We start from the raw sequence: 12,111 nt of genomic DNA on the forward strand, positions 1-12,111 counted from the left end.
CGGACCGGTTGGTCAGGCGGGGACCACTACGGCGATTCCGGACGTAGCGGTCGCGCTGTTCCCGACGGCGCGATCGTCGCTTTTCCGGCGACGCTCGCGCTCAGGCGTTCTCGGCGGCGAGCTCGCGCTTCCATTCGCGGAAGCCCTCCTCGGTGCGGCCGCGTCGCCAGTAACCCGAGACGGACAACCATTTCGGTGCGACGCCGCGTTCCTTGCGCAGGTAGGGGCGAAGGTTGCGCATGACGGCGTCCGCCTCTCCGTGCACGAATGCCTGGACCTGGCCGGGTAGCCAGTCGGCCGCGCGCACCGCGGCGACCAGCGGAGCGTTCGCGCCGGCGAGCTCGTCGGGCACAGCGTCCGAGGACACGCCACGATGCACCCAGTGCACCTGGACGTCGGCGGCCGAGGCGAACGAGATCTCGTCCTCCGCGCCGCCGACCTCGACGAACACCTGGGCCGGTGCGCCCGCGGGCAATGCCTCGACGGCGGCGGCGATGGCGGGCAGCGCCGATTCGTCGCCGACCAGGAGATACCAGTCGGCGGCGGGGTCGGGGGCGAAGGCACCGCCGGGGCCGAACAGGCGGAATTCTTCGCCCGGTTCGACCGCGGCCGCCCACGGGCCCGCGATGCCCTCGTCGCCGTGGACGACGAAGTCGATGCTGATCTCGCGGCGTGACGGGTCGTAGGAGCGCACGGTGTAGGTGCGCAATACGGGCTGGCTGGCGGCGTCCATCGTCTCGCGCACCGTATCCAGATCGAACGGTTCGGGGTAGTCGACGCCGGGCACGGGGAAGATCAATTTCACGTAGGCGTCGGTGAAGGCGTTCGGGGTGAACGCACCGTCGGCGACAGTGCCGACGACGCGCACCAGGTGCGGTGTCAGCCACTGTTTGCCGACGACGGTGACGGTGATCGACTGCGGCACGTCTGCTCCCAACTCTCGGATCCCCGCCGACGCTACTCCGCGTCGGGGACCATGTGGGGAGCTACGTTCTCACTCAGACCAGCGTTCCTCGAGCATCGCCGACACCTGTTCGGCGAAGTCGCCGACCGCGTCGTCGCCGGTGACCCGCGCATCCTCGGCCAGCGCCGACCAGCGGTTGATCAGTGCTTCCGATCGCGGCACGGACAGCCCGTGCTCGCGCGCCGTGGCGATGCGGGTGTGGTCGGCGGGCAGGAACCAGTAGGTCGACAGCCACACCCAGATCAGGCGGGCCTCGAGGATCCGTTCGGACAGCACCGTGTCGTCGGCCAGTGAGGGCCACACGCCGACCACGGCCGAACGCCACGCCTCGACCATCTCCCTGGCCCGGCCGCGCGACAGTTCGAAATCGCACAGGCACCCGGGGAACGACACCAGGGCGTATGCGATGTCGAGGGTCGCGTCGCGGAAACCGCCCCACTCGTAGTCGAGGAACCGGGCGCCCTCGTCGTTCATGATGACGTTGTCCGGGCACAGGTCCGAGGGGCTGAACGCGCGGTAGCGGCCCGCGGTGAACAACCGGTTGCCGTGCACGATGCGTTCGGCGATCTCACCGGGGACCTCGATGCCGAGCTCCGCCTCGAGCAGACCCGGCACCTCCGCGATCGCGGCCTGCGCCTGCTGGGCGATGCCGTCCACGCGGTGCGCCGAGTCGACCCGGCGCATCAGCGCGATGAAGTCCGGTTCGCGGCCGACGGTCGCGGCGTGCATGCGGCCGAGCGCCTGCGCGAACGCCATCAGCGCGTTGCGGGTGCCCGGTTCGGCGCGCGCGGCGAGCACCGAGGTGAGCAGCGCGTTGTCGCCGAGATCCGACAGCACGAGGATGCGGTCGGGCACGCTGTGCGCGATGAGGTAGGCGCCGGGGCGCTGTTCGCGGCTCAGGGCGGTGGTGAACTGATACGACACCGCCTCGCGCAGGAATGCCGCGTCGATGCTGGCGACACCCGGTGCCATGCCGCCGGTGACGCGGTCCTGCGCGGAGCCACGCACCTGCTTCACGATCAGCGTGCGCGGGAGCGAGAAAGCGTTCTCCGCGACACGCACCCGCAGGACGGTGGTCCTGCCACTACCACTGAGCTCCACTGGATCACTCAGCTTCACCGCAGCACCCATTCGCTTTGTGAGCAACTTTTGTGCTGCGGACACGACGTCGGCGGCGCGTTCGGCCAATAGTGCGGTCATCGCCTCTCAAGCTACTCGTACCTGGTCACTTCTAGCGAGCGGTTACGCAACCTTTCCGCGTCGCCCGGCGTGTTGGCACCGCGGTTGCGCGAGTGTGCCTGTTCGCTTGACACATCTGTCGCTCGTCGGGTTTTCTCGACGTCAACTGCAGTGCGCCACACCGCAAACCGGTTGAGTCGAAAGGTCTACCACAGTGACCGACACACCGTCCGCCGCATCGAGCGATTCACCGGGTGGGTCGCCTGCGCCCGGCGGTAGCGGGCAATTCGCCCACGGCACCGGACGCCACGAAGGGCCCGGTCGGCCACCCGCACCGGGCTCCGGAACGGGCAGGCACGGAATGGCCGGTGGCGCAGGCTATCCGCAGTTCGAAGGACCGGGCGCCGCCCAGTACGGCAGCGAGCCGGTCGAACCCCCGCCGTCGGTTGCCGGATCGGGAACGGGCGCGCCGCACTACGGTCAGCCGGGCACCGGCCCGGGTTATGCGGTGCCACAGGAGAAACCGGAAACCTCGGGTTTCGCCACGACCCCCGCCGGTGGCGTGTCGCCGGGACAGCCCGGGCAGCCGTCGGGTTACCTCCATTCGGGAGCACAGGCGCTCGATATCGGACAGTCCCTGAGCTACGGCGTGGAACGCTTCCGCACCAACCCGGGGCCGTGGCTCGGCATCATCGGCGTGGGCGTGCTCATCTATCTCGGTGCGCTCGCGATCGTCCAGATCGTGAACCCCACCTCGCCGTTGAGCGTGCTGTTCCTGTTCCTGATCGTACTGGTTGCGCTGTGGTTGCTGCAGGCGGCGATGGTGCGTGGCGCGCTGTACGAAACGGACGGATATCCACCGGCTTTCGGGTCGTTCTTCCGTTTCGTGAACGCGGGCAACGTGTTGCTCACGGCACTGCTGGCGTTCAGCGCGACCCTGCTCGGGTCCGCGCTGTGCCTGGCGCCGGGGGTGATCGTCGGCTTCCTGTGCATGTTCTCGCTGCACTTCGTGATCGACCAGGACTACGGACCGGTCGAGGCGATCAAGGCGAGCGGCATGCTGGTGCTGGCCAACCTGTGGGCCTCGGTGCTGCTGTTCCTCACCATCATGCTCGTCACCTTCGTCGGTGTACTCGCCTGCGGGATCGGCTTGTTCGTCGCGGGGCCGGTGTGCGTCATCGCGGTCACCTACGCCTACCGGATGCTCACCGCGGGACCGGTCGCCCGCGTCTAGTGCTCGAGCGGGGTGCGCATGCCGATCGCCCGTTTGAAGCGGCCGATCGGGCCTGACTCGTCGCCCGCGCGCGGGCGCAGTTCCAGCACGAGGACGCCGGCCACCACGATGCCGATCAGGTTCACCGCGAGCTGACCCGCCGACTCGAACGCCCGATGCCACTGACCGAGCGTCGCGGCCACCACCGCGTAACCGGCCGCGGGCACGGTGGTCACCGAGATGAACACCCCGATCAGGGCCGCCGATTTCGCCGTGACCAGCGACAGCATGCCCGCCGCCCCGGCCAGCAGGGCCACGACCAGGGAGAACGGCCCGACCTGGTAGATGAAGTCGACATTGTGCGCGTCCATCACGCCCTCGACGGTGATCCAGCCCAGCCGCTCCCACAGCATGGTGGCGAACAGGGTGATCGTCATCGCGACAGGGAACGCCACAGCCAGCGCGATCATCGACCGCCGGGCCAACCGCCAATTGCGGCGAACGAGCGCGACCGACAGCGCGGCCAGCGGCCCGAACTCCGGGCCGACCACCATCGCGCCGACGATGGTGACGGGCGAATTCGTCGCCACCCCGATCGAGGCGAGCAGACAGGCGATGGTCAAGAACGCGAGGAAGGTGGAGTTGAGCGAGGACTCCTCGTGGGTCTCCACGAGCAGCTGCTCCCAGACCACGGCGTCGCTCGGGTCGCCGGGCGCCGCCCGCACCGCACGATCGGCGGCGTCGGACAGCACCGCTTCCACCGGTCCCAGCGTGACGCCACCGGTGTGTACCAGTCCGAGCGACTTCACATCGTCGAGGATCTTGTTGGCCGCCTCGCGGGCGATGTCGGCCTGGACGAGGTCGCCGCCGGGATCGACCGCGATACCGGGCGCCACCGTCAGATGGGTGACGCCCGCATCGGCTTCGAGGAGGCGGACCAGCTCAGCGGTCTGCTCGGGTGGACTGATTATGCGCAGATGCAGCACCGATAGCCTCCTGGTCACCGGTCCCCCACGGGACCACACCAGAAGCTACCGGTGCTGGTATCCGGTCGCTACTTCTGCGCCGCAACAGCTTTCGGCGCGTCGCCGCCCTTGACCTCGGGCTTGGCGTCGATACCCGCTTCCTTGCGCTGCTGGGCGGTGATCGGCGCGGGCGCGTCGGTGAGCGGGTCGACGCCGCCACCGGTCTTCGGGAACGCGATCACCTCACGGATCGAGTCCTCCCCGGCCAGCAGGGCGGTGATGCGGTCCCAGCCGAAGGCGATGCCACCCATGGGCGGGGCGCCGTAGGAGAAGGCGTCGAGCAGGAAGCCGAACTTCTCCTGGGCTTCCTCGTTATCGATGCCCATCACCGCGAACACCCGTTCCTGCACGTCACGGCGGTGGATACGGATGGAACCGCCACCGATCTCGTTGCCGTTGCAGACGATGTCGTAGGCGTAGGCCAGCGCCGAACCCGGGTCGGTGTCGAAGGTGTCCATCGACTCCGGCTTGGGCGAGGTGAAGGCGTGGTGCACCGCGGTCCAGGACGAATGGCCCAGGGCCACGTCGCCGCTCGCGGTGGCCTCGGCGGCCGGTTCGAACATCGGTGCGTCGACGATCCAGACGAACGCCCAGGCGTTCGGGTCGATGAGATCGCACTTGCGGGCGATCTCGCCGCGCGCGGCACCGAGCAGGGCACGGCTGGACTTGGTCGCGCCCGCCGCGAAGAACACGCAGTCGCCCGGTTCGGCGCCGACCTGCTTGGCCAGTCCCTCGCGCTCGGCGTCGGACAGGTTCTTGGCCACCGGGCCGCCGAGGGTGCCGTCCTCGTTGATCAGGATGTACGCGAGACCCTTGGCGCCGCGCTGCTTGGCCCACTCCTGCCAGGCGTCGAGCTGACGGCGCGGCTGGCTCGCGCCACCGGGCATCACGACCGCACCGACGTACTCGGACTGGAACACCCGGAACGGGGTGTCCTTGAAGTAGTCGGTGAGCTCGGTGATCTCCACACCGAAGCGCAGGTCGGGCTTGTCGGAACCGAAGCGCCGCATCGCCTCCGCGTAGGTCATGTGCGGAATCGGGGTGACGATGTCGTGGCCGACCAGCTTCCACAGTGCGGCGAGGATGTCCTCGGCCAGCAGGATCACGTCCTCCTGGCGCACGAAGCTCATCTCGATGTCGAGCTGGGTGAACTCCGGCTGACGGTCGGCGCGGAAGTCCTCGTCGCGGTAGCAGCGCGCGATCTGGTAGTAACGCTCGATACCGCCGACCATCAGCAGCTGCTTGAACAGCTGCGGGCTCTGCGGCAGCGCGTAGAAGCTGCCCGGCTGCAGGCGAGCGGGGACCAGGAAGTCGCGGGCGCCTTCCGGAGTGGACCGGGTGAGCGTCGGGGTCTCGACCTCGATGAACTCGTGGGCGCCGAGCACCTCGCGGGCGGCGGCGTTGACCTTGGACCGCAGGCGGATGGCGTGGCCGGGGCCCTCGCGGCGCAGATCGAGGTAGCGGTACTTGAGGCGGGCCTCGTCGCCGGGGGTCTCGTCGAGCTGGAACGGCAGCGGCGCGCTCTCGTTGAGCACGACCAGTTCGCGCACGTCGACCTCGATCTGGCCGGTCGGCAGTTCGGGGTTCTCGTTGCCGTCGGGACGCTGCTCCACCACACCGGTGATCTGCACGCAGTACTCCGCGCGCAGCTTGTGGGCCTGTTCGGCCGCCTCGCCTTCGCGGAACACCGCCTGCGCGACTCCCGAGGCGTCACGCAGATCGATGAAGATCACGCCACCGTGGTCACGCCGCCGGGCCACCCAGCCGGTGAGGGTGACGGTCTGACCGGCGTGCTCGCTTCGCAGCGAACCAGCCAAGTGGGTGCGCAGCACGGTATTCCTTTCGACGATTTTTCGCACCGTGGAGAACACCCGGCGCACGCCCATCGTAGTGAGACACGATGGGCGAGGGAAAACCGATATCTTCCGCGCCGTGTCAAGCTTGTCGCGCGCCCTGCGCGACGGCTGCGCGCGCGGTGGCCAATGGTGCTGCAGGGCAGTGGACAATCGAGCGAAGGCGAGTACCGCGATGACCTTCAACGAGGGTATGCAGATCGATCCGGGCCGGGCATCCTCGGGCGGCGGACCGGGGATGGGCGGCAAGCTGGCCGTCGGTGGTGGCGCGGGTGGGCTGATCCTGCTGGTGGTCGGCCTGCTGTTCGGCGTCGACCTGACCGGGTCAGGCAACGGAACCGGCCTGTCCGGCGGTCAGTACCAGGGCGGCGATGCCACCGCCGGGACGCCTGAACACTGCAAGACCGGCGCCGACGCGAACAAGTACGTCGACTGCCGGGTGGTGCTCACCGCGCAGAGTCTGGACGCGGTGTGGGGTGCGGAGCTGCCCGAGCAGACCGGTCAGCGGTACGTGCGGCCCGAACTCGTCCTGTTCACCGGGGCGGTGAACACCGGGTGCGGTAACGCGACCAGCGATGTCGGCCCGTTCTACTGCCCCGCCGATCGCACCGCCTACTTCGACACCAGCTTCTTCCAGGAACTCGTCGACCGGTTCGGCGCGAGTGCCGGGCCGCTGGCCCAGGAGTACGTGGTCGCTCACGAGGTTGGTCATCACATCCAGAACCAGCTCGGCGATATCGGTCGCGCGCAGCAGGATCCGCGCGGACCCGAATCCGGTGCGGTGCGTACCGAATTGCAGGCCGACTGCTATGCGGGCATGTGGGCGCATTTCGCCGACAAGCAGAACGCACCGGGTAGCACACAGCCGTTCCTGAAGCCGCTGTCGGACAACGACATCCGTGACGCGCTGTCGGCCGCCAACGCCGTGGGCGACGACCGCATCCAGCGTGCTGCGGGCCGTGGCGTGAATCCGGAATCGTGGACGCACGGGTCCTCGGATCAACGCCAGAAGTGGTTCCTCGCCGGCTACCGCAGCGGTTCGGTGCAGTCCTGCGATACCTATTCCGCCACCGACCTGAACAATCCCCCCGGGTTACGCTGACCCTCGAACCCGATCCGACACAGCGTTTTTCATCGAGGGGAAACCATGCGCCTGCCCATCATCGGTCTGCTCGTCTGCGCGCTCGCACTGCCCGGTGCGGGCGCGCTCGCCCATGCCGAACCGGCGCCGCTACCCCTGATCAGCGTCACCACCATCCCCGCCGGGTGGTCGACACGCACCGATCTGCGACCGGTGCTGCAGGTGTTCGACGACGGCACCGCCGTCTACCGGCCCGACGCGGTCAGCAAGGACCGCAAGGCCGAGACCGCGCCGAAGGAGGAGCGGGGAAAGGTTGCCGCCGATGTGATCTCGGCCGCGCGCGAGGAGATCGAGGCGCTGCGGGAGATCGACTTCGGCATCCCCGCCGGTGAGGGCAAGGGCACCCAGATCGTCGACCTGCTCACCGAGGATCTGGCCGAGGACGCCCACCTGGTCGTCTACTCCCCCGAAGCGAGCGACGGCCTCAACCCGGAGCAGCAGGCCGCGCGTCAGCGTTTCACCGACCTCACCGAGAAGCTGGTCGACGCCTTCGAGAAGTGAGTCCGGTTCGCCCGCGGCACCCGGCCGCGGGCGAACCTCGATCAGAACCGGTCTTCGTCGGCGGTGCGTTCGTCCTCGTGGACAGCACCGATGACCTCGGGCGTGGCTTCGCCGAGGAGACCGGTGAGGTCTTCGTTGCCGGTGCGGCTCTGGTAGGGCTGCACCGTGCGGCCGTGTTCCTCGTCGTTGCCGCGCTGGCCTGCGCCCGCCGCACCCGGGCTGCCGCCCATGAATCCGGAACCCGCGCTCGCGGGCGTGGTGCTCGCACCACCCATGCCGGTGCCGAGGCCCGTCGCCATCACGCGACCGGCGGCGGGTATCGCGGAGCCGGGCAGTGCCGTCGACTTGGGCGAACCGGTGCTCGGGGTGCCACTCGAGCTGCCGCCGCCACCGCCTCCGCCACCACCGCCACCGCGTGCGGTACCGAGGGCGCCGAGCGCGGCACTCGAGCCACCGCCGCCGCCCGTGCCACCGGTGCCCGCCGGGCTGGTGCCCGCCGGGGACGTGGTGGTTCCGCCGGTGCCGCCGGTGCTGGCCGCGCTGGTCTCGGTGGCGCTGCTCAGCGCGTCCTCGGCCTGGGTGAGCAGCGGTTCGCCGATGTTCTCCGACGCCGCCGAGAGCACCTCTTCCGGCGAGGGCAGCCCGCTCTGGCTCGCGAGCTGACCGACCACACCGCTGAGTTCACCGGTGTACCCGGCCAATTGACCGCGGGTGGCGTTGACGACCGTGACCGCCTCGCCCAGGTGGGTCGTCGCCAGGCCGATCAGCGTGGCCTGGGTGGGCGGCAGCATGATCGTCGGGGCGAGCGCCGTCGCCTGCGCGGCGAAGGTGGTGGCGATCGAGGTGAGCTGGGCGTTGCCCGTCTGCACGACCGCGGCCGCCTGCTGGGTGAGCGCGGAGATGTCGATGCCGCGCTGACTGGTCTCCTGCCCCTGGGCCTGCGCCTGCTGGCTGGCGGTGGTCGCGGCGTCGGCGGCCTGGCCCTCCCACAGTTGCTGCACCGTTTTCACGCCGCCCTGGGCCAGGGTCATGGCCTGTTCGATGACGGCCGAGGAATTGCTCAGGATGGAAGTGGGGTCGAGCGAGCCGAACACTCCGGTGCCGAAGCTGCTGAGCAGGTCGAGAAACGGTTGGAACAGCGTCTCGATGCCGGGCAGCGCGGGCAGCGACAGACCGTTCATCAGGGCCGCGACCGGGTCTTCGGTGAGGGTGGTCGCAGCGGCCGAGTTGCCACCGGCACCGGTGTTCGAGGCACCACCCGCGCCGCCCGTCGCCCCGGTGACGGCGCTCTTGGCCTGGTTCACCAGGGTCTCGGCGGTGCCGAACGGGTCGATCGTGGCCTGGCTCAGCGCGCCCTGCACGTCGGTGAGCGCCGAGGACGCGTCGTCGGCGATACCGGTCAGGATGTCCTGGGCGTCCGTGCCCGCGCCGAGCCCGGAGAGGCCGGGCAGCCCGGTGGGCATGCCGACCTGTTGGGTTTCCTCGGTGATCTTCTGGGCGAGGGTGAAGACCGGTTCCTCGACGTCCTCGGGCAGCTGCACCAGCGGCACGTCGAGGATGGCCTGACCCGCCAGCTCCTGCGGCACGGCGCCGAGCGCGGACTGTGTCTCGGTCTCGGCGGTGGCCGGCGACGCCTCCGGGCTGATCACGCCGGTGTCCGCGCTCAGCGGCTTCATGCCGCGCCCCCGATCCCGGCGGCCTCGCGCGCGATCTGCGCCGCGTTGTCGATGTCGGTGGCGTCGAAGGTCACCGACGAGCGGAACGCCGCGTCCGACAGCGACCCGAACTTGGCGGACAACTCATTGATGTCCTTGGCCTGCAACACCTGCGCGGCCGCGAACATCGCCAGGTAGTCGGCGCCGATGAGCCCGAACACGGGTGTCATCGCGGAGACGTTGGCGACCAGGTCGAAATTGCCCGCCGCCGCGATCTGCCCCGCCACCCCGGCATTGGTCGTCGCGAACGCGTTGACACCTTCGGTTTGCACCGAGAGATCGGTCATGCGAATCCCCCACTCGTCGTGAAAAGTCGGTCTGGAGACCACGATCGGGTAGCCGCGCAACTCCCGACGCGACCGCCCGATTGCGCAGTGCGCCAAATATAGCCGAATACCCCGCGCGGTTTCGACTCGCGACGGACCCGATCTGCGGCATTCGATGGCAAAACTAGAACATGTTCTATATCCTCGGCCCCATGAAGGTCGCAGTGACCGGCGCAGCCGGCTACCTCGGTTCCAACCTGATCCCCCAGCTCGTGGAGCGCGGACACGAGGTGGTTGCCATCGACCGCGTCGCCCCCGCCACCACCGACCCGGCCGTCACCTGGGTGGAGGGTGACGTGCTCGACGCGGCGTCGATGCGCACGGCATTGGACGGCGCCGAGGTGGTGTACCACCTGGTCGCCCTCATCACGTTGGCCAAGAACAACGATCTGGCCTGGCGCGTGAACACCGAGGGTGTGCGGGTCACGGCCGAGGCCGCGCTCGAGGTGGGCGCGCGCCGGTTCGTGCACACCAGTTCCATCCACGCTTTCGACCAGTACCGCGCGGGCGGGCACATCGATGAGACCTCCCAGCGCTCCGACGATCCCGAACTGCCCGTGTACGACCGTTCCAAATGGACCGGCGAACTCTCGCTGCGGCCCGCCATCGAACGCGGTCTGGACGCGGTGATCGTCAACCCGACCGGCGTGTTCGGCCCGATCGACAACCTCCGCCAGCTCTCCCGCGTCAACCGCACCACGGTGGACTGCGCGCGCGGTCGCGTCCCCGTGATGATCGGCGGCGGCTTCGACATGGTCGATGTCCGCGATGTGGCACACGGTTTGATCCTGGCCGGCGAGAAGGGCCGCACCGGCGAGAACTATCTACTGGGCGGGCACATGATCACCCTGCTCGAGTTGTGCCGGATCGCCGCCCGGCACGCGGGTGCCACCGGCCCGCGTTTCGCCATCCCGGCGGGTCTCATCGGCGCGCTCATGCCGGTACTCGAACCGATCGGCAAGCGCCTCGGTTCGGACGTGATCTCCAAAGCCGCTCTCGGCGCGATCATCTCGGCTCCCGTCGTCGACCACGGCAAAGCCGAACGCGAACTGGGCTACCACCCGCGCCCGATCCAGGAGAGTATCCACGACCTCGTCGACTTCGCGCTCGGCCCGCAGCACGCTTGACACCTGATCGAACGCATGTTCGACTCAGGGGGTGCGGTGGCAGTCCCAGACCCTCGATGCCGATGACGGTGCCCTGCCCGGTTTGAGCCGGGCGGGGCTCGTTCGTACCGTCCGCACGCCCGAGTTCGACGGCATCACCTTCCACGAGGTGTTGTGCAAGAGCGCGCTGAACAAGATGCCCGAGAGCAGCACGTTGCCGTTCCGGTGGACCATCAATCCGATGCGCGGGTGTTCGCATGCGTGCCGGTACTGTTTCGCGCGCGGCAGTCACGAATATCTCGGGCTGGACGCCGGGCGCGATTTCGATTCCGAGATCGTGGTGAAAACCAATGTGGCGGCGGTGTTGCGGCGGGAATTGGGGCGCCGGTCGTGGCAGCGCGAGGCGGTGGCGCTCGGTACCAATACCGACCCGTATCAGCGGGCCGAGGGGCGATACCGGTTGATGCCGGGGATCATTCGCGCGCTCACCGATTCCGGGACGCCGTTTTCGATTCTCACCAAAGGTCCGCTGCTACGCCGGGATCTGCCGTTGCTCACCGAGGCGGCGCGGCGGGTGGAGGTGAGTGTGGCGGTGTCGATCGCGATTCTCGATCCCGACCTGCATCACAGTCTCGAACCGGGCACGCCGGAGCCGCGTGCCCGCCTGGACCTGGTGCGTGCGCTGGCCGACGCGGGCTTCTCCGTGCATGTGATGGCGGCCCCGATCATTCCGTATCTCACCGACAGCCGCGCCCATCTCGACGCCCTGTTCGCCGCGATCGCCGACGCGGGCGCCACCAGCGCCATGGCTTTCCCCATGCACCTGCGTGGCCCCACCCGCGACTGGTTCCTGGCCTGGCTCGACACCGAACACCCCGCCCTGATGCGTCGCTACCGCCAGCTCTACAACCGGGGCGCCGATGTCACCCCTACCTACCGCGACTGGTTGCGCGACCGGGTGAACCCCCTGCTCACCGCCCACGGGCTCCGCCGCGAGCAGGGCCCGACGACTCCGCCGACCACCACACCTACGCCGACGAACCCGCAGCTCGCCCTGTTCGGCTGAGCGCCCGGCGTGAGACGCACCG

11 protein-coding genes are annotated in these 12,111 nt (G+C 69.0%); 5 read left to right on the forward strand and 6 right to left on the reverse strand.

The features are described 5' to 3' along the window. Positions 1-100: 100 nt before the first annotated feature. Together AB0I35_RS05475 and AB0I35_RS05480 are read right to left on the reverse strand one after the other, a co-directional pair. Positions 101-925 carry a siderophore-interacting protein gene (locus AB0I35_RS05475; protein WP_357394538.1) on the reverse strand — a complete coding sequence of 275 codons (825 nt, stop codon included), beginning with the start codon at positions 923-925 and terminating at the stop codon, positions 101-103. 69 nt (positions 926-994) lie between these two features. Continuing rightward, positions 995-2,164 (reverse strand): kinase, encoded by a 1,170-nt coding sequence (locus AB0I35_RS05480; protein ID WP_357394539.1) that lies wholly within the window; start codon positions 2,162-2,164, stop codon positions 995-997. A gap of 193 nt (positions 2,165-2,357) precedes the next feature. On the opposite strand from AB0I35_RS05480, the gene AB0I35_RS05485 reads away from it, so the two are divergent. Next, positions 2,358-3,377, forward strand: coding sequence for a hypothetical protein (locus tag AB0I35_RS05485; RefSeq protein WP_357394540.1), 1,020 nt, complete (start codon positions 2,358-2,360; stop codon positions 3,375-3,377). Here the strand turns inward: AB0I35_RS05485 and AB0I35_RS05490 are convergent. Both AB0I35_RS05490 and aspS read right to left on the reverse strand, forming a co-directional pair. Further along, positions 3,374-4,342 carry a DUF389 domain-containing protein gene (locus AB0I35_RS05490; RefSeq protein WP_357394541.1) on the reverse strand — a complete coding sequence of 323 codons (969 nt, stop codon included), beginning with the start codon at positions 4,340-4,342 and terminating at the stop codon, positions 3,374-3,376. The genes AB0I35_RS05485 and AB0I35_RS05490 overlap by 4 nt on opposite strands. 68 nt (positions 4,343-4,410) lie before the next feature. Beyond that, entirely contained in the window at positions 4,411-6,213 is a 1,803-nt protein-coding gene (aspS, locus tag AB0I35_RS05495) for an aspartate--tRNA ligase (protein WP_357394542.1), read from the reverse strand. A gap of 196 nt (positions 6,214-6,409) precedes the next feature. Between aspS and AB0I35_RS05500 the strand changes: the two genes are divergently transcribed. Both AB0I35_RS05500 and AB0I35_RS05505 read left to right on the forward strand, forming a co-directional pair. Beyond that, positions 6,410-7,336 (forward strand): neutral zinc metallopeptidase, encoded by a 927-nt coding sequence (locus AB0I35_RS05500; RefSeq protein ID WP_357394543.1) that lies wholly within the window; start codon positions 6,410-6,412, stop codon positions 7,334-7,336. A 45-nt stretch (positions 7,337-7,381) separates the two neighbouring features. Beyond that, a complete protein-coding gene (locus tag AB0I35_RS05505; protein WP_357394544.1) occupies positions 7,382-7,876 on the forward strand; it encodes a hypothetical protein in 495 nt (164 codons plus the stop codon). Positions 7,877-7,917: 41 nt separating this feature from the next. Here the strand turns inward: AB0I35_RS05505 and AB0I35_RS05510 are convergent, their stop codons facing one another. Together AB0I35_RS05510 and AB0I35_RS05515 are read right to left on the reverse strand one after the other, a co-directional pair. Further along, on the reverse strand, positions 7,918-9,552 hold the full coding sequence (locus AB0I35_RS05510) for a hypothetical protein (RefSeq protein ID WP_357394545.1): 1,635 nt from the start codon (positions 9,550-9,552) through the stop codon (positions 7,918-7,920). After that, positions 9,549-9,878 carry a type VII secretion target gene (locus AB0I35_RS05515; protein WP_357394546.1) on the reverse strand — a complete coding sequence of 110 codons (330 nt, stop codon included), beginning with the start codon at positions 9,876-9,878 and terminating at the stop codon, positions 9,549-9,551. Before AB0I35_RS05515 ends, AB0I35_RS05510 begins: the two co-directional genes overlap by 4 nt. A gap of 191 nt (positions 9,879-10,069) precedes the next feature. Between AB0I35_RS05515 and AB0I35_RS05520 the strand changes: the two genes are divergently transcribed. Together AB0I35_RS05520 and AB0I35_RS05525 are read left to right on the forward strand one after the other, a co-directional pair. Then, positions 10,070-11,044: an NAD-dependent epimerase/dehydratase family protein gene (locus AB0I35_RS05520; protein WP_357394547.1), complete on the forward strand. Its 975-nt coding sequence runs from the start codon at positions 10,070-10,072 to the stop codon at positions 11,042-11,044. Positions 11,045-11,075: 31 nt separating this feature from the next. After that, on the forward strand, positions 11,076-12,089 hold the full coding sequence (locus tag AB0I35_RS05525; protein ID WP_357394548.1) for an Rv2578c family radical SAM protein: 1,014 nt from the start codon (positions 11,076-11,078) through the stop codon (positions 12,087-12,089). Positions 12,090-12,111 lie beyond the last annotated feature (22 nt).

It is taken from the genome of Nocardia sp. NPDC050378 (assembly GCF_040655675.1).
Classification (GTDB): Bacteria; Actinomycetota; Actinomycetes; order Mycobacteriales; family Mycobacteriaceae; genus Nocardia; species Nocardia coubleae.

What these genes read in the sequence shown, in the direction of transcription:
- AB0I35_RS05480 (WP_357394539.1), bottom strand. Translation starts at nt 2,164, where the DNA reads ATGACCGCACTATTGGCCGAACGCGCCGCCGACGTCGTGTCCGCAGCA.
- AB0I35_RS05500 (WP_357394543.1), top strand. Translation starts at nt 6,410, where the DNA reads ATGACCTTCAACGAGGGTATGCAGATCGATCCGGGCCGGGCATCCTCG.
- AB0I35_RS05505 (WP_357394544.1), top strand. Translation starts at nt 7,382, where the DNA reads ATGCGCCTGCCCATCATCGGTCTGCTCGTCTGCGCGCTCGCACTGCCC.
- AB0I35_RS05510 (WP_357394545.1), bottom strand. Translation starts at nt 9,552, where the DNA reads ATGAAGCCGCTGAGCGCGGACACCGGCGTGATCAGCCCGGAGGCGTCG.
- AB0I35_RS05515 (WP_357394546.1), bottom strand. Translation starts at nt 9,878, where the DNA reads ATGACCGATCTCTCGGTGCAAACCGAAGGTGTCAACGCGTTCGCGACG.
- AB0I35_RS05520 (WP_357394547.1), top strand. Translation starts at nt 10,070, where the DNA reads ATGAAGGTCGCAGTGACCGGCGCAGCCGGCTACCTCGGTTCCAACCTG.